Raw genomic sequence first — 21,648 nt, 5'->3', positions numbered from 1 at the left:
AGACTTAGGCCTGTTTCTGTGCTTGCGCCTGCGCTTCTTGGGCCGCTTTGATTTCGTTCATAATCTGAAGCATACCCATCATAGCCAAATGGTAGCCAAAAGGTCCGAAACCGACAACAGATGATGTGCAGACAGGTGCAATCATATTTTTTTGTCTAAATTCTTCACGTCGGTGAATATTGCTGATATGTACTTCTATGGTAGGCAGGCTTACGGCAGAAATCGCATCACGAATTGCAATAGAAGTATGCGTATAGGCAGCAGCATTGATAATCAATCCCTGTGCTTCACCGTAGCACTCCTGAATTTTATCTACAATTTCACCTTCGAGGTTGCTTTGAAAAAATTCTATTTCCACACCGTTTTGGGTTGCTACATCTTTCATCTGTGCATGAATCTGCTCTAACTTCATCGGACCGTAAATATTTTGTTCACGGATTCCGAGCATGTTTAAATTTGGACCTTGAATAACTACTATTTTCATTTTTACCCTTATTATGATGATTTATCTTCTGAAGGACTATTTTATCCAAACTAATATTAAAAAAAGTGTATAATTTGAAAAAAAGAAAAAAAGATGACAATACTCGTTCCCAATTATATTTTAACACCGGATATACTCCTTACAGACAAGGCAATTGCATTTGACAAAACTATCCGCTGCATAGGTGTTTTAGAAGAACTGGAGCAGAAATTTCCAGAAGCAGAAATCATACAGTTGCAAAAAAATTCTCTGCTTATGCCCGGCCTTATCAATGCTCATGTACATGTAGAGTTCTCTGCCAATAAAAACCAGCTCAGTTACGGTGATTTCTTAAACTGGCTCTACAGTGTTATAGAAAATCGTGAAGACCTTATCGCAGGCTGTGACCTTACATGTATGGACAAAGCAATAGATGCCATGCTTACAAGCGGTATCACAACCTTTGGTGCCATAAGTTCTCATGCCATGGATCTTGAAGCATGTATAAACGCTCAACAGAATGTTGTATTTTTCAATGAACTTATCGGTTCACAGGCAGGGATGGCGGATGCTCTTTTTAGTGATTTTCTTGCACGGCTCGATGCCTCAAAAGCTGTTCAAAGGGAAGGATTTTATCCTGCAGTTGCTATTCATTCCCCCTACTCTGTTCACCCGATTCTTATACAAAAAGCTCTCGAGATTGTTAAAAATGAAAATCTAAAACTTACGGCACATTTTATGGAAAGTGAAGCCGAACGCAACTGGCTTGATTCAAGCAGCGGTGATTTTAAGGAATTTTTTAAAACACTGCTCAAACAGGACAGAAGCATCAGTGATGCCAAAGAGTTTTTGAACTATTTTGACGGTTTTGAAGCACTGCTCACACATGCGGTCAAAACAAACGAAGAAGAGTTAGAAAAGATTGCCGAGCAGAATCACACTATCATTCACTGCCCTATATCCAACAGACTCCTTGGCAATCCTACACTCAATATCAAAAAACTAGATGAAAAAAAGATTCGCTGGATTGTTGCGACTGACGGTTTAAGCTCAAACTATCAGCTTGATCTGTTTGAAGAGATGAAAATTTCTCTTTTTATGCACAGTAATGCGCCTCTCTTGGAATTCGCAAAACAACTTATAAAAGGAGTCACCGTCCATGCCGCCCAGGCACTGGGACTCAATACGGGAGAAATTTTAGAAGGCAAAAATGCAGATATGCTTGTTCTTGACCTGGATGCCGAACCAAATGAAGAGTTAGCCATTCATTTAATACTGCATCGCTATAATATCTCAAAAGTTTTCATTAACGGAAAACTTGCAAAAGGAAATGAATAAATGGAATTACTGAAAAAGATATTTTCTCCCATCGCAGCAATTATGAACTATATCCAAAATCATTTCAAAGCCATGCTCTTTGTGCTGATTTTGATTTTACTTTTTGCTCCGGCAAGTGAAAAAGAGTTCACAAGCTATAATTTGGAAAAAATCAATCTCAGCGGTCCGATTATGGATGCCGGAGAAGTTGTACAAAAAATAAATAAAGCCGCAAACAACAGTACTGTAAAAGGTGTCTTGTTCATTGTCGATTCTCCCGGTGGTGCCGTTTCACCTTCTGTCGAAATCGCGTATGCCATCAAAAGACTAAAAGAGCAAAAGCCTGTCATAGCCTATGCCAAAGGCACCATGGCAAGCGGAAGCTATTATGCAAGTATATGGGCTGATAAAATCATAGCAAACCCAGGCAGTATGATAGGCAGCATCGGTGTGATTATGCAGGGTGCCGATTTAAGCGGCATCATGCAAAAACTCGGTATCAAAACACAGGTAGTAAAAGCCGGACGCTACAAACAGATAGGCACACCTGACCGGCCATGGAAAAAGTATGAAGTCGCTGAGTTAAACAAGGTCATTCAAGGAACATATGATATGTTTACGAAAGATGTTGCCGATGCAAGACATTTGGATTTTAACAAAAGAGACACCTATGCAAATGCCCATATATTTACGGCAGCACAGGCAAAAAAAGTCGGTCTCATTGACAATATCGGGGTCGAATTTGATGCAAAAAACGCCTTGGCAAAGCTAAGCGGTGTTTTGCATCCTGTATGGAACAAAGAAGACAAGTTTGACAAACTGCTCAAAAAACTCTCCGCCTCAACGGCTGTAATATTAAATACCTACTTCCCTGATCTGATTTTAAAATAAGTTACAGAGTTTACAACTCCGTAACTTCGACGACTTCTTCTAAGTTTTCAAAAATTCTTTTTACTCTCTCTTGCCATAATTCACCAAAATGTTTGATTTCTTCAGGACTGGCTGCTCCGCTTGTCAATTTTTGCATTAACGGCATCATATCCGGTGAAGCCGATACCGTCGAAGGATTATAATTTACATCTACACTTTTTCCCGTATCTGCTCTTGTAAATCTTGCAGATGCGTCTATATTTGCATTGAAAAACATCAAAGAATGGCGTGCAAACTGTCCGTTTAATCCTTTAAATCCGCTTTTTTCCGTTGCACCTGTAATATGTGAAATAACATTGCCTATCACTCCGGCAACGCCCTCTTCTATAGACTCTTTAAACTCTACTTTTATAGTACCGCGCACGGCTCGCTGATTTGGGTATAAAGCTTTTAAAGCCTCGCTTGCCATAATGTAAGCACCGGCCACTGTCGGGCAGGAGTGCCCTGCTGCTTTGACAACTTCTAAGTATGTTATTTCATATTCTCCGTTTTCAAAAGCGCCTAAAACCTGCGCCAAAGGGTCTTTGAGTGGTATACTTTGTACGGCATCAAAAAATTGTGGATAATTCATCTGATTTTTTCCTTTTTTAAGACTTTTGCACTGACTATATATGTATCACTCTGAGCTTCAAATACATCATCTACATTGAGTGAAGACAAATCCACTACCTGTGAATCCTTTACAATCTGTGCAAAGCCTTTTTTATTTTTGTATTTTGGATTATTGGATTCTAGCATTTTTTGCAGGTTTAAAAGTTGATTTTGCGCAATATTTAACACGCTCTGAATTGTTTGCGGAAATCGTTGCTGTAATGAATCCACTTCTTTTTTATAATTTTGCAGACGAAAGGTAATTGCCTGCGCAAAATCTTTTTGCAGTTTTTTAATCTCATCAACCCGATATTGTAATTTTTTTTCCACTGAATGTTGGAGATAAGAGTTCTTTACATGTAACAGTTCTTGCTGTAGATTATATACTTTATGGGTTATTTTTTGGGTTAACTGTGTTGATAAAGAGTCTAAATACTGATAGAGTTCATTGGTGTCAGGCAGTATCATCTCCATAGCAGCACTGGGTGTCGGGGCACGCAGGTCTGCCACAAAATCACTGATTACCCAGTCAATTTCATGCCCGACAGCCGAGACTACCGGTGTTTTTGCATGAAAAAGAGCATCAGCAACACTCTCTTCATTAAATGCCCACAAATCTTCAATACTTCCGCCGCCGCGACCTATGACTATAATATCATACCCTTTTGTATCGGCGACTTTGAGAGCATTTACTATAGAAAATGCAGCACCTTCGCCTTGAACAAGCACATCATAGACATCAATTTCCAAAAGTCTGTATCGTGAATTTGCTACGCGCAGCATATCTTGCAGTGCTGCACCGGTCCCTGAAGTAATCAGTGCAATACGGGATGGAAATTTCGGAAGTTCTTTTTTTCTCTCTGGAGCGAAATAGCCTTGCGCAGAGAGCTTTTGTTTGAGCTGTTCATATGCCAATGCCAAAGCCCCTTGTCCGGCAGGCTCAATGGAAAAACAGTTAATTTGATAACTTCCGCGCGGTTTATAGAGTGTCACAGCTCCATCTATGATAACCTTCATCCCCTCTTCAAGACGAAATCTCAGCTTTGAAGCATTTCCCCGAAACATCACACAGCTTACAGCCGAGTCTTTGTCTTTAAGTGTAAAATAGATATGTCCTGAGTTGTGAAAAGTAATGCGAGAGAGTTCACCCTCGACAAAAACACGTTCAAAGGTGCTTTCAAGAACAGTTTTTATCTGTTCGTTGAGTGATGAAACGCTGAGTGTGTGCATATTATATTCCATTTTTCAAGGTAAGTTTTCTCTGTAAAGTGTCAATATATAAACAATATGATCTTCTTCATCATAACTATATATGATTGAATAACTTTGATAAACTAATTTTCTCGTATTTTTATAGATTTCATCAGCAGGCCGCCCCGCTTTTGGAAAATTTTGTAATGTAGAAGCAAGAAATTCACGTAATTTTTTTAAATAATTCCGTGTTAATTTCTTTGATTGGGTTTTTTCATAAATATAATCTGCAATCTTATCAAGCTTATGTACTGCATTTGAAGTAAATAAAACTTTAATCTTCATATTTTACAAAAACTTTTTCAAATGCCTCATCTACACTAAATAAATCACCATCTTTTATATTTTGAAGTGATTTTTTAATCTCTTCTTTTATTTGATTATAATGATTAAGAGGTATCAATACCACATTTTGATTATTTTTACTTGTGATGAGACATTCTTCATCTTTTTGGCATACCTCAGAAATAATAGATTTTAAATTATTCCTTGCATAAGAGTAATTTACAGCTTGCATAATCAATCCTTTATAAAATTGTACAATATTTTGTTATATTTTACAACTCTATAAAATGACTGTATATACGCTCCAGACAAAAGTTTCACTACCATTAATGTAAGAAAAAACTTAATATTTCCTTGGAATTTAGGTTTTAAACGCTAAAGTGTAACTTAGAAATACAAAGCCCGCACTGAAGTACGGGTTCCAAAAAATTTGCATAACTTCAGGGCATTAAAACAAAAGTTTAGATTTTAAATAGTAACTACTTTTTACGAGCAATAAGCAGTGTTGAGATATCCATGGAAAAACTTTGGGTGTGGAGCATTTCAAAACCTGCATTCTCCAGTTCTTTTTGCATGCCCTGTATGGTTACAAAATTCTCAATAGAGTCCGGTAAGTAGGTGTAAGCTTCCAAATTTTTGGAAATTGCACCGCCCACATAGGGAAGAATTTTGTGCATGTAAATATCGCGGATTTTTTTAAGAATGTTTTTGTTCTCATCTTTCATAAATTCTAATATGACAACAAGTCCCTCTTTTTTAAGGACACGATTAAATTCATCAAATGCTTCTTGACGCTCAACAACATTGCGAATGCCGTAGGTGATACTTAAAAAATCTGTACTTGCATCTTCAAGAGGAATTTGGGTTGCTTTTGCAATGTGATACGAAAAATCTGGAAATTTTTTACGGGCAACATCGACCATACCGTTGGATGGATCAACACCTACAAATTCACTGATATTGACACCGGATTTTTGCGACTGTTTCTTCCAGTAACCCATCATATCTCCGGTACCGCAGGCAACATCTACAATTTTATCAATACTTTTTTTGCCGTAATACTCAAAAGCCAGATCACAGGCTTTTTTGCGCCATGAAATATCCACACCCATGCTCATCACACGGTTTGCCGTATCATACGTTGCTGCGATATCATCAAACATAGAAACGATTTTTTCTTGTTTTACATCACCTTTTTGGTCTAAAATGCTCATAAACTTATATCCTTCTTTTCATCCACAGTATTATATCTTCTGCTTCTTTGCCTGCATTTAAAATGTCGAATTTATCTTCAATGTTTTCAAAGCCTTCTTTTCCGCCAAAACCAGGAGCAAGATAGCATAAATAATAATCAGTAATATCACGGCTGAGTCCGTACATTTTTTCACTTCCCTCTATCATAATATTTTTATAGTTTTTGAGCACTGAAAAATCACTTGCTATAGTTACTTTTCGATTTGGCACACTAAAAAGAGGAATTGTTCTGTCAAAATCTTTTTCACGTGAAAGTATTAAAATATCAGGTGCTTTTCCATTCACAAGTCTCGCATCAAGTGTCGGTCTGTCACTGCGGACCGTATTGCCGCCGATGACGAGCAGATCACATACATTACGCATAGCATGGACATTTTTTCTTGATGCCTCAGAACTTACAATTCCCCCATCTGTTGTACCGTTAAGCCTTTGTGCCCACTTGAAAAAAACAAAATTATTTTTCATAAATTTCAAAAAGGGTAAAAGCAAATCTTTACATTTTTGTTCTTCTACATGTAAGGTTACATGTAACCCGCTCTTTGCTAAGATTTCATTGCCTTTGGCTGCAATGGTATTTATGTCTTCTGCCCCGATATAAATGTTTTTTATACCGAGATTTGCTATTAAATTTGCACAGGAGGGTGTTTTTCCTACATGTGAACAAGGCTCCAGCGTAGAATAAAGAGAACAGTTTTTAAAAATATTTTTATGATTTTGGAGTAAAAAAGTATGAATTTTTTCAGAGTCGTGAAGTTTGAGTATTACTTTGTTTTGAGTAAGTTTATAGTATGCAGATTTAAGAGCATTGACTTCAGCATGAGGCTCACCCGCTTTATGGTGTGATTCAACCGCTAAAATTTCACCGTGTTCGCCTCTTACAGTGCAACCGACTGCAGGGTTGGGATAGGTTAATCCTTGATATTTCCAAGCCTCGTCAATGGCAAGGTTCATATAAAAACTATGATCTATTTCCATTCAAAGTAAGTTTTTGCTTTTTTTATGGCATTAAAATCAACTTCGTGCATTTCTCCATCTTTTTCAATAAAGACTTTACTTCCCTCAACCTTGACAAGTTTCCCTTTGAGTTTTTCTTTTTCATCCAAAAGCAAAGAAACATTTTCACCAAGAGATTTTTTAAAATGCTCAAGCGTCGTCAGTTTTCGCTCAATTCCCGGACTGCCCACTTCTAATCTGTATTCACCGGAAACAGGAGGAGTGACATCAAGCAATGGTGAAATCAGATGTGTTAACTCTACGCAGGCATCAAGACTGACCCCTTTGCGTTTGCCGTTTTCTATTTCGGAAGAAATGACGCTTACCCTGAAAATTGTTTCATCATTTTCATTCACAACAACCGTGTCATAAAGTTCCAAATCTACTGATTTGACTACGGATTCTATATCACCTTGCAAACTCATGATGCTTCTCCTTTATGCTCTTTGGCTATTTTTTTAAACAAATCTTCAATATTTTGAGATTTTTTCAACTGTTCGTCAAATTCAAATGCCAGTTTTGGGCATCTGTACCACCCCTGGTCTTTCAAACAAAAATCTTCTACCAAAGGGCGGGCTTTTCTTAACTGCTTCAGGTAGGCTCTCTTTTCTTCTTCGCTGAAATTACTCGGGTCAATATAAACTTTTGCGTCGCTTCTTCCTCGGGAACATTTCACTTCAATGACACTGAGTTCATGCAAACGGTTGTCATTGAGCTGGCTGAGTGCTTCGGGAATAAGTTCGGCTAAAAGAGCTTCCGTTCTTTTCAGCTTTATCTGTGCTTCATTCATTTGTCTTCTTTACAGGGATACTTTTTGTTCGACTTTCTTAAATGTTTCAATCACATCACCGACTTTTACATCATCATAGTTAGAGATAATCACACCACATTCATAGCCGTTTCCGATTTCTTCAACATCATCTTTAAAGCGTTTGAGTGATACAAGCTCACCCTCGTATGCAACAACACCTTCACGAATAACACGCACAAGTCCGCCGCGAATCAGTTTGCCGTCAACTACAAGACATCCTGCAACCATCCCTTTTGGTGATTTAAAGACATCTTTTACTTCTGCCTGACCTGTATTTTCTTCTGTAAATTTCGGTGCCATCATACCTGTAAGCATTCCAGTCATATCATCAAGAAGCTGATAAATAATCGAGTATGTTCTGATATCTACATTTCTCTGTTTTGCAAGTGCTTTTACCGAACCTGTCGGACGGACATTAAAACCTAACAACACACAGTTCTCAGAGTTGCTTACCAGTTCGACATCACTCTCTGTAATACCGCCGACACCGCTTGAAATAACATCAATTTTCACTTCGTCATTTCTGAGTTCTGTCAATGAACTTCTAATCGCTTCAAGTGAACCGTGAACATCCGTTTTAAGAACGACTTTAAGAGATTTGAGTTTGCCTTCTGCAATCATAGAAGTCATATCTTCCAATGTAGATTTCGTTGATTTCGAAAGCTCTTTGTTTCTCTCGTATTCATAACGTTTCTGTGCATACTCTTTGGCTTCTTTATCGCTGTTCATTGCCATCATAATTTCACCGGCTGCAGGAACTTCATTCAGACCCACAACGACTGCTGTATGTGATGGTCCGACCTCTTTAATCTGTTTGCCGTTCTCATTGATAAGAGCTTTTACACGACCGTACGAACTGCCACAGACTACATTGTTACCGACTTTTAAAGTTCCGTTTTGCACAATTACAGTTGCAACAGGACCGCGTCCTTTTTCCAGAGATGATTCAACAACTGCTGCTTTTGCCGGTGCTTCAGGGTTGGCTTTGAGTTCTAAGACCTCTGCAGTCAGAAGAATGTTTTCAAGTAAATCATCAATGCCCATACCTGTTTTTGCAGACACAGGAACAAATTCTACGTCCCCGCCCCAGTCAACAGGAGAAATTCCGTGTTCAGCCATTTGACCTTTTACCAGATCAGGGTTTGCCGTCTCTTTATCCATTTTATTGAGAGCCACAATAATCGGTACACCTGAATCTTTGGCAATTTTTATGACTTCAAGTGTTTGCGGTTTCACACCGTCATCAGCAGCAACAACAATAATAACAATATCTGTAATATCCGTACCACGTTGACGCATAGAACTAAAAGCAGCGTGTCCCGGTGTATCTATGAATGTAATTGCTTTGCCTTTTTGTTCAATCGTATAGGCGCCTATATGCTGTGTAATTCCACCGGCTTCACCTTGCGTTACTTTTGCTTTTCGTATAGAGTCAAGCAATGAAGTCTTACCATGATCAACATGTCCCATAATTGTTATAATAGGCGGTCTTTCAACAGCGTTAGGATCCTCTTCATCAGTTTCCTGAACATAATTAAATTCATCTTTAGGATCAATGACAGTCACTTCAACGCCAAACTCTTCAGAAAGTATTTCAATTTCATCTGCGCCCAAAAAGTCGTTTTTCGTCATCATCATACCCAGATCAAAAAGGACTTTTATAATGTCTGACATCGGACGTTTTAGTTTTTCGGCAAACTCATAGACGCGAATATCTTCAGGAATTTCCACATGTGTGACAATTTCCTCTTCATGAGATGCTTTTGCATATTTTTTTCTTTTGTCACGAGAAACTTTTCTTCCGCGCGGTGCCTGTTTTTTGTTTGCATTTCTGCCGGCCGGTTTCGGCGCTCTTGGTTTTCTAGGTTCTTCCGGAGCTATTGGAGCGCGTTCTGTTGCATTTAAATCCAACAATGTTACCTGATCATCCATATCCATGGATACTTCAGCCAATGAACCGCCAAAAATATCAAGTTTTTTTCCTTGGTCTTTTTTTGATGTCGGTGCCTGTTTTGTAGTAGATTTCTTTTTACGGGCCAGTTCTTCAAGTGCTTCTGCGCTCATTTTTCCATAAGAAGATACTGATGCCTGTTTTTGAGGCATACTATATGTTTCTTCAACTTTCGGTTTTTTCTTTTTAACAATCTTTAAACCTGATTTTTTAATAGCAGGTCTGAGTGATGGCGACACAACCTTTAATGTCGTTTTCTTCACCTCTTTTTTCGGTGCTTCTTCTTTTTTGAGTGTTTTCTCTTCAACACTTTTCTCTTTTTCTTCTGCACTTTCAGCTTTTGTCTCTTTTTCAACTTCAGCTTCTTTTTGGACTTCGGGCTGGGTTTTGGCTGCACTCTGTTGTTCGGTTGCAGCTTCTTCTTGTGCTACAGGTGTCGCTTGCTCATCTTTTTTTGTTTCTTCAGGAGTATCATCATTAACTTTTTTAGATGTCTTTTTTACAACTTTTGGTTTTTGCGCTTCAGCAGTATCATCACCATTCATTATGTAATTTGCCAAACTTTCTGCTTGTTCCATTGTTACTACACTCTGTGCAGATTTCACTTCAAGACCCATTTTTTTTGCTTTTTCTAAAACATCTTTAGAAGCTATTCCCAGCTCTTTTGCAATTTCGTGTACTCTAACTTTTTCTATCATCAGTGATGATCTCCTTTAATTTATTCATAAGTTTATCTTTATCTGGGCTTTTGCATTGACGCATTAAAGCTCGAAGAAGTTTTTTCTCTTCTTTTAGACAACTTTGACATAAATAAAAACTTCTTTTCGTCCCGTCAAATGCTGTCAATTCACCATTAAAACATTGCAGTCTCAATAGATTACATTGCGGTTCTCTTATTCTGCAAGAAACGCACATTCTCGTTGGTTGATGAAATTTTTTTGCCATTATATCTAAATCTTACTTTATTTAATAGAGTTATCGCTCTATTATAAGCCCATCATTATCAAAATTCAAAACTTTTACATTAAAGTCAGGAAATTTCTGCTTCATTCTGTTGGCAATCATCGCAGAATCTTCATCATAAACAAGTGAAAAAAATGTAGAACCGCTCCCTGAAAGTGTACTCATCAATGCTCCGCTTTCATAGGCTACCTTTTGTACAGAAAAAAGTTCCGGCAGTGTTTTCATTCTTGCTTTTTGATGAAATCTGTCCTGTGCTGCAAGTTTCAGCATTTCCCAGTCTTCATTAAAAAATGCAGCTACAGTCAAGGCTGCATGAGAAAGGTTGTAAACCGCATTCTCTTTCGAATAGGATTTAGGAAGCACGGTCCTTGATTTTGAGGTATTCATCTGCTTGTTCGGAATGACAACTACAGCTTTGAGATAATCCGGCAGATGTTTTTTTTGAGAAAACACTTTGTTTTTTTCAACTGTTGCAACATTAAATCCACCCATCACAGCAGGTGTTATATTGTCAGGGTGCGACTCATACACAAGTGCGTGATTTAATATACGGCGTTTTGAAACCCTTATACCCGCCGCTTCATGCGCAGAAGCAATCGCTGACACTATGACAGCAGAAGAGCTTCCAAGCCCACGGGACATTGGAATTTGATTGTAAAATGTAAATTTGAAATTTTGTTTGTTTTTTGTCAATCTTGAATAATGATCATTAAAAATACTGATAAAAAGATTGTTTCCTTTGAGTCTCGGGTTGTTTTCACCCTCACCTTTTATACTCACACTGAAAAATTTCGAGGGATGAAACTCAACTCTGTTTCTCAAATCTACTGCCAAACCCAGAGTATCAAAACCTGGTCCGAGGTTTGCAGATGTTGCCGGTACACTTATTGTCACTGATTATCCTATCCAACTGCACCTATCATATAAAGGGGCGCTGTATTTGTGCTAAACTCTTTATAATCCAACACATCCGGCAATATAAAATCTGCCTGTGGTGCTGTTTCTATTTTTTGAGTTTTTATCTCTTGGTTAATTTTAACAAAATATAGCTTTCCAATCGCTTTGATAGGCTGATTTTTATTAAAATAAAAAGCATCTGTTGCAAAAAGCGGTATTTTTTTTAATATACTCAGTGATTTTAGAAATATATAGGCTACTTTGATGGACATAAAACTTCCCGGTCCATTGGCATACAAAAGTTTTTTCACACTATATTTGTCAAATATCTCTTTATAAATTAAAGGCAAGGCATCCGAACTTTTTTCATGGCTCTGTATCGTTTCTATAAGTCTATTCTCTGCATATATACCAATAAGAATCGGTGAACCCAATGCTATACATAAAATATCAACCTTAGGCATAGGCTTTTTCTAACTCTCTGGTTTTTTCACCGACAAGTTCTACCACTTCATAATTGTCGGCATCTTTAAGCAGAGCCAGTGTCAATTTATGATTGAGATCATGACTTCCTGCCAATGCTTCGTAATTTCCTATGAAATTCATTCCAATCAGACTCATATCTCCAATTGCATCTAAAATTTTATGCCGTACAAACTCATCACTGAATCGTAAACCTTCAGGGTTAAGTATTTTTTTATCATCCAAAACCACTGCATTTTCCAGTGAGCCGCCCAAAGCAAGTCCTTTTGAACGCAAGTACTGTACTTCATGTAAAAATCCGAATGTTCTTGCACGGGCAATCTCATTTTTATAACTTTCTTTGGTAAATTTCAATACATATGCCTGTGTCTGAATAACAGGATGAGGAAATTTAATGGTAAAGTCATAGTTCAAATCAGGAGAAGGAGAAAGTTTTACATATTTTTCCCCTTCTTTTATCTCTACTTCTTTTTTAATCATCATTACTTTTTTTGGAATATCGAGTTCTTGTATGCCCGCTTCATCCAAAAGCATACAAAAACTTGCACTGCTCCCGTCCATCACTGGTACTTCATCCGCATCAACAACAACACGAAGATTGTCAATGCCATATGCATATACCGCGGACAAAAGATGTTCTATTGTAGAAATAACATAATTATCTTTGCCTATAACTGTCGCCATTTTCGTATCAACAACATTCGCAGGAACCAAGGGAATAGAAACATCCACATCACTTCTATAGAACACAATACCGCTGTTTGACTCCAAAGGTTCTAATCGTAAGCGCACAGGAGAACCTTTATGCAAGCCTATCCCGACAAGCTCCACACTTTTTTTGATTGTTGTTTGATACATCTGTTATCCTTTATTTGCCGTCAATGATTTTTTTAGCACTCTTAATAATATCATTAATATTAAGTTTTATCCACTTTTTGTCCATCCACTCTTGAGGACGGACTTCTATACCTTGCACCAATACACCAAAATGTAAATGATCTCCCATCGCATAACCGGTTTTTCCTGTTTTTGCGATAACACTGTTTGGTGCTACCTCATCACCCGCGGAGACCTCCAGACTTGAGCAGTGTCCGTAGAGAGTATAAAGCCCCAATCCGTGTGCAATAATAGGTGAATTCCCATACAGTCCGTTATAATCTGCAAATACTACATTCCCGCCGTTTTGAGTACGTACAGGAGCCATTGCATGACTGGCCATATCCAAACCCAAATGGTAGGCTTCGCTGATAAACCGACCTTTATAGTAGTATTTTCTATGATCTCCAAAGTATGCCACAACCTTTCCGTTTTTCAAAGGATACATTTTTTTAATTTTAAAATCACTTATCATTTCCTGTGGAACATCTGACGTGAGTTTATGTATCAACGCCTCATTTTTTTCTCGTATATTTTCATTAATAATTTTAAATCTTTCCAGAGGATCCTCTACTCCCTGAGTCTCATCAAATTCTTCAGCCAGTTCGGCAATTTTTCCGTTTAAAAACTTATCGGAAATTGTAATTTTTGAAAGCCTGTATGTTTTGTTTTTCAAATAAAGCGGAACATAGGTTTTTCTTACATTTCCCGCAGAATCTTTTGCTACAACTGTTGCTTTGAAACCTTCATCCTGCACAGGCCAGGCAAGCAAAGCTATATAATATCCCTCTTTATAAAAAGGTTCTACCTTAAAATGTTTATTGTGATTTGATTTTATGTACAACTCTTTTAAGTTTTCATCTTCCGCTTTAAAAATCACAAGGGCCGCACCTCCCCGGGATATTTTATACGAATTGTTTACAATGTTTACCTGCGGTCTTTTTTTGTCAATTCTCAGTTTAAAAGATTTTACCGCCGTATTGCCATTTAAAAAATTCCATTTACTCGCATCCTGTGCCTGTACAATAATTTCAATATTTTTGTCTTTGATTGCTGAAGCACCTCTTGGCGGTTCCAATTTCAAACTAACTGCTTTTTCGGGATACAGCAGTTGATTGTATAACAACTCACTCTCACCATTTTTGGTTCGTACAATAACTTTATATGATTTGATACCGCTCTCATCTTCTATCTGTAACGGCAATGGCTTTTTGAGATTCCAGTAACCATTTGTCTGCAGTGTAATTACAGGGGCATTTCTTTCAAACATTGCAGAAAAATAGACATATGCTCCTGCGCCTATAAGAAGGGCCGTTATAAAAAATCCGCCAACCGAAGATCTGTTTTTTTTGTTTCTCAAATTATATTTCCTTAATTGATTTTAATATTTTGTTATTTTCGTCACTTTTATAAAGCCTGACTTCTTTTACATGTACTGTTTTCAACACTTCTTTCATTATTTCTTCTGCATCTTTCAACCTTGCACCGCTTGATTTTAAATCTTCATCTGAGACATACATATTCATAACCTGCGCATTATCACTCTGCAGCATCTTTTTATACAGTATAGATTTCAAACGAAACAATGACAAGGGTTCTCTTCTTTGTAAAAACTCTTTACATGTAAACTGATCAGCTTTCAGTTCTATAAGCTCAGCAGCCACAGCAAAAGCTGTACCCGTGCATTTTGCATTTGAAAATCCCTGTGTAAATTCCAAAAGAGCCCCAAACAGTGCTGTTGCCATTTTTGGATTGATAGAAACACCTTCTTGTTTTAATGCAAAATAGAGTTCTGTTGCATCAGGTTTTGCTTCTATTATGCAGTCTGCCTGCTTTGGTACAGTTTCACGTACGCGGGTAAACCACGGTAAAAAAGAAAACTTCTCATCAATTTGTTCAATAGCAGCCAGGGAGACTTTTTTATGCAGAGTCAATACATAAGAATACAGAGCATTTGCATTTGCAAATGAAAGGTTGTCTGTTTGAATTACTATATGTTTTGCATTTTTTATATCATCAAAAGCTCTCAAATGTCTACTTTTTTAAATATAATTATATACTATTTTTTATTCATCTTGTAAACATAGGCTAAAACTTCGGCTACAGCATGAAACAATGCTTCGGGAATAGGCTTGTCGACATCAACTTCTTTGTAAAGACTTCTGGCCAAAGAGGGGTTTTGTACAATATGAACATGATTCTCTCTGGCTATTTTTTTGATTTGCTGTGCTATATGATCCATTCCTTTTGCAATGACAATCGGAGCCCGTGCCTTTGCCTCGTCATATTTTATGGCAACAGCGTAATGTGTAGGATTCGTTATCACCACATCGGCATTTGGAACTTCTGCCATCATCCTTTTTCGAGAAGCTTCCATTTGAATCTGTCGGATTTTTGATTTTATGAGTGGATCACCCTCCATATTTTTCATTTCATCCTTAATCTCCTGTTTTGACATTTTCAACCCGTCAAAATACTGTTTTCTTACGATAATTATATCTATTATTGCAAAGATAAAGATAATAAAGAGCATCACAAAAGCAATAATTATCATTTTATCTTTGAGCCAGACAAGCTGATCATGCAGTCCGAAGAGTGCAACTGTGGGCAACTCTTCAATAAAATAGAAGAAAAACAGAAATCCGACACCCAGGGTTGTAAAAGATTTCAGTGTTACTTTCACACCTTCAATAAGCTTTTTTAAAGAAAAAAGATTCTTTGTTCCTTTGATGGGATCAATCTTTTTAAAATCCGGCATGATAGCCTTTGTAGTAAATAGAAACCCAAACTGCGCAAGTGCAGCCACTACACCGGCAATCGCCACAGCAGCAGCCAGAGGAATGACCATAAGCAAAAACTCCCTTATAGTAACAATGGCAATATCTATTGCAAATAATTTGTCTACAGGCATGCCTATGAGGGAAAAATAGTATTGAAAAAGACGGATCATATGTGTTGCCATATAAGGAAAAAGCATTAAAATACCAAGTATGGCAACAAAAAGTGTTATCACTCCCGAAGTGTCCTGGGACTTTGGAACATTTCCCTCTTTTCGGGCATCTTCTATTTTCTTGGGGGTGGGTTCTTCTGTTTTTTCAGCATCATCAGCCATACATATCTCCTAGAAGAACTCATAAAAATCTAAAATAGATTTTTCTTTAGTGCCGCAGTGGCTAACGCAGAAAAAGAAATGTATTCCTTTTTTGTTGGGAATAATGATCTCTTCTGTTTTTTCAGCATCATCAGCCATAGATTATGACCTCTAATCCATTTTCATTGACAAATCAATCCAGTTGGCCTGATGCACCAATGAACCTGAACTGATGGCATCTACTCCTGTTTTTGCATAAGACTCAATGGTCTCCAAAGAGATGTTTCCACTCGCTTCTAAAAGGATATGCGGATAGTTTTCGTTTCTAAAAGCCACAACCTCTTCAACCTGAGCCGGTGTCATATTGTCACACATAACGATATCTGCCTGCGCCTGCATAGCCTCCTGTGCTATAAAAAGAGTATCGGCCTCTACTTCAATTTTTGCAGTAAAGGGAATAACCTTTCTTGCATTTTCTATATAGCTTTGCAGATTTTGAATTGTTTTGAGATGGGTGTCTTTTATCATCAGAGAGTCATCAAGTCCCATTCTGTGATTTACAGCACCGCCACAGCGTGTTGCATACTTTTCAAATATTCGCAATAATGGTCTTGTTTTTCTTGTGTCCAAAAGTTTTACCTTATACGGCTCTGTTATTGCAACATATCTTCTTGTCAGTGTAGCAATAGAACTTGCGTGTAAAAGCATATCCAAAACTGTTCTTTCACAGCGAAGCAGTGTATGTGAATCTGCTTCCAAGACCGCAATCGTTTCTCCACTGTGAAATGACTGCCTGTCAGATTTTAACCATTGAATAGAAAAGTTTTCAAGCTTTGCCAAAACGTCTATATACTTCTGTCCCGCGACAACCCCATCACTTTTTGCTATGATTTTAGCACTTGCAGGTACCGCAGGCTCCACGAGTGCATATAAATCACCACGCCCCACATCTTCAGCCAAGGCTTCTTTTACAAACTGTTCTATCATAATGCCAACATTCGCTCTAATGCGATTTTTGCCCATTTTTGCGTTTTTGGATCAACTTCTATCTCATTTATCGGCGCACCCTCATCTATCGCTTTGAGTGTCAGGTAAACATCTTCAAGCGTTGTTTCATTCATTGTCGGACATTCCGGTTTTGTAGAGCTTAACACATAGGTATTTTTTGGTCGCAGTCGGTTTACCATATTAAACTCTGTACCGACTGCCACTTTTTGATCTTCGGGCAACTCTGTAATATATTTAATAAGCTGTGAGGTTGAACCTACAAAATCACTGGCATCACAAACAGCAGGATCACATTCAGGATGTGTTGCAATTTTTATACCCGGAAACTTTTTACGGTAAAAAGCTATATCATCCAGTGTAAAAAGCTGATGCACTGAGCAAAAACCGTCATAGCAGATAATGTCTGCCTCTTTCGGATCACCAGCTTGTCCAATCACCATAGATTTAAGTCCCATCTGGTTGGCAATATTTTGTCCAAGACATCGATCAGGAACAAAAAGAATTTTCTTCCCCTCCGCCAATGCTGTTGTAATGATTTTTTTGGCATTTGAACTTGTACAAACCATTCCGCCCATCTCTCCTACTTTTGCTTTTACCTCAGCATTGGAGTTTATGTAGGTGATTGGCAATATGTTTTCTCTGGCAATGCCGTTATCTTCTAAAAATTTCACAGAATCATCATAATAAAGCGAGTCAATCATACGGGCCATTGCACAACAGGCAATTTTTGGCATAACAACACGCTTGTCCGGTGAAAGAACTTTCACACTCTGTCCCATAAATCCGACACCGCAAAAGAGTACAAATTCTGCATCATCTGCCATTGTTCTCATAGCCAATTCCAATGAATCGCCTGTAATATCAGCAAGTTCAAACACTTCATCACGCTGATAAAAGTGCGCAACAACTGTGACACTCAGTTTTTCTTTGAGCTCGGAAATTCGTTTTTTTAATTCATCATTTGTTAACTGCAAAAAATCATCCTGTATTTCATAATTTTATTATTATGCAATTATATCAAAATATATTTAGCATAAAAACTGTAGAATGCTGTCACTCAAATATTTTAAGGTAATTTATGGATTTTTTATTTAATATCAATGTACAGTTTTATATTGCTGCATATCTTATTGGAGGTATTCCCTTTGGTCTTTTGCTTGCAAAGAAATTTGCAGGTGTTGATGTCAAGTCGGCAGGAAGCGGCAGTATTGGTGCTACAAATGTTTTACGCGTTGTCAAGGAAAAAAATCCGGACCTGGCAAAAAAACTCGGTATTGCAACCCTTGCATTGGATGCACTCAAAGGTGTCAGCGTTTTAGCTGTTGCTTACTTTATGGGGCTTGACGAATCCGTTTTATGGGCTATTGCTGTTTTGGCAGTTCTTGGTCATTGTTTTTCCCCCTATCTTGGATTTGAAGGAGGCAAAGGTATCGCAACAGGAATGGGCGTTATGATGTTTCTTTTGCCGCTGGAGACAACAATTGCTCTTGTTGTGTGGCTTGTTATGGCTAAAACAGTCCGTATCTCATCCGTCTCTTCCCTCACGGGTGTTTTATCTTTGCTTGTTACAAGTTTTGTTCTTCATCCGAATATGCCGCATGCACCGGTTGTATTTATTGTATTTATTCTGTTTTATAAACATATCCCCAATATCATTCGTGTCATCAAGGGTGAAGAAAAAAGAGTCATATAACTTGAAAATTCATATAGAAGAGTTACGCTTTACATGTATCATCGGTATTTTGGAACATGAGAGACAAAATGAGCAGGAAGTCATTATTGATGTTGCAATAGAATATGATTTTGAGGACAATGTTTTTATAAACTATGCGGAGGTGGCAGAATTTATAAAAACAGATATGCAAAACAAAAAATTTTTACTTATTGAAGATGCACTTCATGATTTGAGCAGAGAGCTTAAAAATAAGTTTTCAAAAATAAATACTCTATATCTAAAAATAACAAAACCCTCCATTTTACCCGACTGCAAGGTCAGTGTAAGCAATATTACAAACTTCCAATCTTAATCCTAACTTCATTTTTTTTTAAAAAAAATTGAAAAAAACTTTAAAGTAACCTAAATTTATGCTATTATTCCACCAAATATTTAAGCACAGGAAAGAATTAATGCGTATATTAATTATAGAAGATGAAGTAACATTAAACAAAATGTTAGCAGAAGGACTCAAAGAATTTGGTTACCAAAGTGATGTAGTAGAGACATTAAAAGACGGTGAATACTATCTAGACATCCGTAACTATGATTTGGTTCTGATGGACTGGATGCTTCCAGACGGAAATTCAGTGGATATCATAGGTGATATCAAAACAAAAACTCCTAAGACAGTTGTTGTTGTTATTTCAGCCAGAGATGACAATGAAAGTGAGATCGAGGCACTGCGCGCCGGTGCTGATGACTACATCAGAAAACCTTTTGATTTTGACGTATTAATCGCTCGTATTGAAGCGCGTTTGCGTTTTGGCGGAAGCAATATTATAGAGATTGAAGACTTGACAATTAATCCTGAAGAAGAAAAAATTACCTATAAAGAGACTGAAATAGAGCTCAAAGGAAAACCTTTTGAAGTACTGACTCACCTTGCACGTCATCGTGATCAGATTGTTTCCAAAGAACAGCTTCTTGACGCTATCTGGGAAGAGCCTGAACTTGTTACGCCAAATGTCATTGAAGTAGCAATCAATCAGATTCGACAAAAAATGGACAAACCATTATCAATCACTACTATAGAAACTGTACGTCGTCGAGGCTACCGCTTCTGCTTTCCAAAAGAAATCTAATAAAATTTTAAATAATGATATAATTTCATAAAAATATTTATGGGGTTATATCATGTTCTCTTCACGAAGTATTCGGACAAACTTTTTAATCAAACTGATATTCTCATCACTGACACTCATTATCATCTTTTCATCTCTCTTGTATTTTTATATAGAAAAATCAATATATGATGAAAAAAAAGAGGAATTGGTACAATATGCCAAAAATATTTCTGCATACAAATCAGTTTTTCAGACAGATGAATCAATGGGAGAAAACTTTTTCTCTTTAAATGTCGGCATCATTAATTTGAAAAATTCTCATACCGGTATGGATATTTATGAAACTTCTCAGAATAATCATACTTTTTTAACGCTCATCTATCCCTTTAACCTTGATGATAAAAGCTATCTGAAAATTACAAAAGATATTACACAGACAAAGCATCTTCTGAAAAAAATTCAAAGATACATCTTTGTTATCAATATAGCAAGTATCCTGCTTGTTATTATCTATGCTATTGCCTTGTCCAAAATGCTTATTGCTCCTATTCAGACATTTTCAAACAAACTGGCAAATATGAATGAGCACCTCATCACAGAGATAGATATGAAAAAACTTCCTAAAGAGTTTGAACCTTTGGGGGCAACGCTCAACCATCTGATTTTAAGAATTGAAAATTTTGTCAAATATCAAAAAGAGCTTTTTATAGGGACCGCACATGAATTAAAAACTCCCTTGGCGGTTATAAAATTAAAAAACCAGGTAACTCTCATAAAAAAACGCTCACCCGAAGAGTATATAGAAGCTATCAAAACAACCAACAAAACTGTCGATGAAATGAATATAATTATAACAAACATACTCAACATAGGCCGTCAGGAAGGTGCACAGCTTGACAGACCTGTAGAGGTGGATGTCATAGCATTTTTAAAACAAAAAGCGAATGACTTCAAACTTCTTGCCGAAAACGAAGGCAAACAGCTGCATATGGATTTTAAACCCGACGGATTTATGGCAACACTGCAGATAAGTCTTTTAAACCAGATTCTGCAAAACTTTTTGCAAAATGCCATTAAATTTACGCCCAAGGACAAATCTATCATACTCAGAAGTTCACAGGATGATGTCGGATTACTGATAGAGGTTGTAGATGAGGGATGTGGAATTGATGACAGTATAGATTTATTTGCACCATTTAAGCGTCAAGGAAACAAATCCGGCGTCGGTCTTGGTCTTTTCCTGGCAAAAAGCGCCGCAGATGCCTTAGGTGCGAAAATAAGCATAAGAAACAGAAAAGACGGAATTGACGGAACAGTAGCATCTTTGCAGCTTAATTCTAAATTATCCTGTATAATTCCAAAGAAGAGGTAATCTTTCAAAAATAATAAAGCTTTAATTTGCTATAAATCGTCAGATTAAAAAATAAATATAAAATATAAGGTTTTTGAATATGGCTTTAATAATAAATGATGAATGTATAGCATGTGATGCATGTAGAGAAGAATGTCCTACACTGGCAATAGAAGAAGGTGATCCGATTTATTACATTGATCCCGACAGATGTACTGAGTGTGTCGGCATATATGATGAACCTGCCTGTATATCTGTTTGTCCTGTTGACTGCATAGTGCCGGATAAAGATAATGTTGAAACTGTGGCAGAACTGCAGTTTAAATATAAAAATTTAGAAATAGAAGAGTAG

The 21,648-nt window shown here is 37.2% G+C and carries 27 protein-coding genes; 7 read left to right on the top strand and 20 right to left on the bottom strand.

The features are described from left to right. Window positions 1-4: 4 nt before the first annotated feature. Window positions 5-484 (bottom strand): type II 3-dehydroquinate dehydratase, encoded by a 480-nt coding sequence (gene aroQ, locus ACM66U_RS03800; RefSeq protein WP_151900781.1) that lies wholly within the window; start codon window positions 482-484, stop codon window positions 5-7. 93 nt (window positions 485-577) lie between these two features. Here aroQ and mqnF point away from each other — a divergent pair, with 93 nt between their 5' ends. Continuing rightward, on the top strand, window positions 578-1,801 hold the full coding sequence (gene mqnF / locus ACM66U_RS03795) for an aminofutalosine deaminase family hydrolase (RefSeq protein ID WP_418641172.1): 1,224 nt from the start codon (window positions 578-580) through the stop codon (window positions 1,799-1,801). Continuing rightward, a complete protein-coding gene (gene sppA, locus ACM66U_RS03790; protein WP_418641171.1) occupies window positions 1,802-2,671 on the top strand; it encodes a signal peptide peptidase SppA in 870 nt (289 codons plus the stop codon). It begins immediately after the preceding gene. A 10-nt stretch (window positions 2,672-2,681) separates the two neighbouring features. Here the strand turns inward: sppA and ACM66U_RS03785 are convergent, their stop codons facing one another. From ACM66U_RS03785 to nadA, 19 genes are all read right to left on the bottom strand, one after another. Beyond that, complete coding sequence (locus ACM66U_RS03785) at window positions 2,682-3,281, bottom strand: FmdE family protein (RefSeq protein ID WP_418641170.1); 600 nt, start codon at window positions 3,279-3,281, stop codon at window positions 2,682-2,684. Then, complete coding sequence (gene xseA, locus ACM66U_RS03780) at window positions 3,278-4,531, bottom strand: exodeoxyribonuclease VII large subunit (RefSeq protein WP_418641169.1); 1,254 nt, start codon at window positions 4,529-4,531, stop codon at window positions 3,278-3,280. The genes ACM66U_RS03785 and xseA overlap by 4 nt, the downstream gene beginning before the upstream one ends. Window positions 4,532-4,546: 15 nt before the next feature. After that, on the bottom strand, window positions 4,547-4,837 hold the full coding sequence (locus ACM66U_RS03775) for a type II toxin-antitoxin system RelE/ParE family toxin (RefSeq protein WP_346389556.1): 291 nt from the start codon (window positions 4,835-4,837) through the stop codon (window positions 4,547-4,549). Then, window positions 4,827-5,069 carry a type II toxin-antitoxin system Phd/YefM family antitoxin gene (locus tag ACM66U_RS03770; protein ID WP_151900786.1) on the bottom strand — a complete coding sequence of 81 codons (243 nt, stop codon included), beginning with the start codon at window positions 5,067-5,069 and terminating at the stop codon, window positions 4,827-4,829. The genes ACM66U_RS03775 and ACM66U_RS03770 overlap by 11 nt, the downstream gene beginning before the upstream one ends. A gap of 247 nt (window positions 5,070-5,316) precedes the next feature. Then, window positions 5,317-6,051: a bifunctional demethylmenaquinone methyltransferase/2-methoxy-6-polyprenyl-1,4-benzoquinol methylase UbiE gene (ubiE, locus tag ACM66U_RS03765; RefSeq protein WP_418641168.1), complete on the bottom strand. Its 735-nt coding sequence runs from the start codon at window positions 6,049-6,051 to the stop codon at window positions 5,317-5,319. Window positions 6,052-6,055: 4 nt separating this feature from the next. Continuing rightward, on the bottom strand, window positions 6,056-7,066 hold the full coding sequence (gene ribD, locus ACM66U_RS03760) for a bifunctional diaminohydroxyphosphoribosylaminopyrimidine deaminase/5-amino-6-(5-phosphoribosylamino)uracil reductase RibD (RefSeq protein WP_418641167.1): 1,011 nt from the start codon (window positions 7,064-7,066) through the stop codon (window positions 6,056-6,058). Further along, entirely contained in the window at window positions 7,057-7,509 is a 453-nt protein-coding gene (locus ACM66U_RS03755; protein WP_346389553.1) for a ribosome maturation factor, read from the bottom strand. The genes ribD and ACM66U_RS03755 overlap by 10 nt, the downstream gene beginning before the upstream one ends. Continuing rightward, window positions 7,506-7,874 carry a 30S ribosome-binding factor RbfA gene (rbfA, locus tag ACM66U_RS03750; protein WP_346389552.1) on the bottom strand — a complete coding sequence of 123 codons (369 nt, stop codon included), beginning with the start codon at window positions 7,872-7,874 and terminating at the stop codon, window positions 7,506-7,508. Before rbfA ends, ACM66U_RS03755 begins: the two co-directional genes overlap by 4 nt. Window positions 7,875-7,883: 9 nt before the next feature. Then, entirely contained in the window at window positions 7,884-10,544 is a 2,661-nt protein-coding gene (gene infB, locus ACM66U_RS03745; RefSeq protein ID WP_418641166.1) for a translation initiation factor IF-2, read from the bottom strand. Continuing rightward, a complete protein-coding gene (locus ACM66U_RS03740; RefSeq protein ID WP_151900792.1) occupies window positions 10,528-10,791 on the bottom strand; it encodes a DUF448 domain-containing protein in 264 nt (87 codons plus the stop codon). The genes infB and ACM66U_RS03740 overlap by 17 nt, the downstream gene beginning before the upstream one ends. A 30-nt stretch (window positions 10,792-10,821) precedes the next feature. Next, window positions 10,822-11,703, bottom strand: coding sequence for a homoserine kinase (gene thrB / locus ACM66U_RS03735; protein ID WP_226068627.1), 882 nt, complete (start codon window positions 11,701-11,703; stop codon window positions 10,822-10,824). Window positions 11,704-11,711: 8 nt separating this feature from the next. Continuing rightward, a complete protein-coding gene (locus tag ACM66U_RS03730; RefSeq protein ID WP_151900794.1) occupies window positions 11,712-12,170 on the bottom strand; it encodes a hypothetical protein in 459 nt (152 codons plus the stop codon). After that, window positions 12,163-13,047 carry a UDP-3-O-acyl-N-acetylglucosamine deacetylase gene (gene lpxC / locus ACM66U_RS03725; RefSeq protein WP_151900795.1) on the bottom strand — a complete coding sequence of 295 codons (885 nt, stop codon included), beginning with the start codon at window positions 13,045-13,047 and terminating at the stop codon, window positions 12,163-12,165. Before lpxC ends, ACM66U_RS03730 begins: the two co-directional genes overlap by 8 nt. Window positions 13,048-13,057: 10 nt before the next feature. After that, the gene (locus ACM66U_RS03720) at window positions 13,058-14,425 is read right to left on the bottom strand and encodes a M23 family metallopeptidase (RefSeq protein WP_418641165.1); all 1,368 of its coding nucleotides are present in this window, start codon (window positions 14,423-14,425) and stop codon (window positions 13,058-13,060) included. Window position 14,426: 1 nt separating this feature from the next. Next, on the bottom strand, window positions 14,427-15,095 hold the full coding sequence (locus ACM66U_RS03715; RefSeq protein ID WP_418641164.1) for a DHH family phosphoesterase: 669 nt from the start codon (window positions 15,093-15,095) through the stop codon (window positions 14,427-14,429). Window positions 15,096-15,124: 29 nt separating this feature from the next. After that, window positions 15,125-16,177, bottom strand: coding sequence for a flagellar biosynthesis protein FlhB (flhB, locus tag ACM66U_RS03710; protein ID WP_346389548.1), 1,053 nt, complete (start codon window positions 16,175-16,177; stop codon window positions 15,125-15,127). Window positions 16,178-16,186: 9 nt separating this feature from the next. Next, the gene (locus ACM66U_RS03705; RefSeq protein WP_269138895.1) at window positions 16,187-16,315 is read right to left on the bottom strand and encodes a hypothetical protein; all 129 of its coding nucleotides are present in this window, start codon (window positions 16,313-16,315) and stop codon (window positions 16,187-16,189) included. Window positions 16,316-16,327: 12 nt separating this feature from the next. Further along, entirely contained in the window at window positions 16,328-17,143 is an 816-nt protein-coding gene (gene nadC / locus ACM66U_RS03700) for a carboxylating nicotinate-nucleotide diphosphorylase (RefSeq protein WP_418641400.1), read from the bottom strand. Beyond that, on the bottom strand, window positions 17,140-18,138 hold the full coding sequence (gene nadA / locus ACM66U_RS03695; protein ID WP_151900799.1) for a quinolinate synthase NadA: 999 nt from the start codon (window positions 18,136-18,138) through the stop codon (window positions 17,140-17,142). Before nadA ends, nadC begins: the two co-directional genes overlap by 4 nt. A gap of 104 nt (window positions 18,139-18,242) precedes the next feature. Between nadA and plsY the strand changes: the two genes are divergently transcribed. The 5 genes from plsY (at window position 18,243) to ACM66U_RS03670 (ending at window position 21,648) form a co-directional block, all read left to right on the top strand. Further along, window positions 18,243-18,857, top strand: coding sequence for a glycerol-3-phosphate 1-O-acyltransferase PlsY (gene plsY, locus ACM66U_RS03690; protein ID WP_151900800.1), 615 nt, complete (start codon window positions 18,243-18,245; stop codon window positions 18,855-18,857). Window position 18,858: 1 nt separating this feature from the next. Continuing rightward, window positions 18,859-19,191: a dihydroneopterin aldolase gene (locus tag ACM66U_RS03685; protein ID WP_151900801.1), complete on the top strand. Its 333-nt coding sequence runs from the start codon at window positions 18,859-18,861 to the stop codon at window positions 19,189-19,191. A 100-nt stretch (window positions 19,192-19,291) separates the two neighbouring features. Next, window positions 19,292-19,963: a homeostatic response regulator transcription factor HsrA gene (gene hsrA, locus ACM66U_RS03680; RefSeq protein ID WP_151900802.1), complete on the top strand. Its 672-nt coding sequence runs from the start codon at window positions 19,292-19,294 to the stop codon at window positions 19,961-19,963. Between the two features lie 52 nt (window positions 19,964-20,015). After that, window positions 20,016-21,317: a HAMP domain-containing sensor histidine kinase gene (locus ACM66U_RS03675; protein WP_346389545.1), complete on the top strand. Its 1,302-nt coding sequence runs from the start codon at window positions 20,016-20,018 to the stop codon at window positions 21,315-21,317. Window positions 21,318-21,396: 79 nt separating this feature from the next. Next, on the top strand, window positions 21,397-21,648 hold the full coding sequence (locus tag ACM66U_RS03670) for a YfhL family 4Fe-4S dicluster ferredoxin (RefSeq protein ID WP_151900803.1): 252 nt from the start codon (window positions 21,397-21,399) through the stop codon (window positions 21,646-21,648).

This window comes from Sulfurimonas sp. ST-27, from assembly GCF_048081595.1.
Lineage (GTDB): Bacteria > Campylobacterota > Campylobacteria > Campylobacterales > Sulfurimonadaceae > Sulfurimonas > Sulfurimonas hydrogeniphila.
This window is presented reverse-complemented; position numbering and strand designations above follow the sequence as displayed.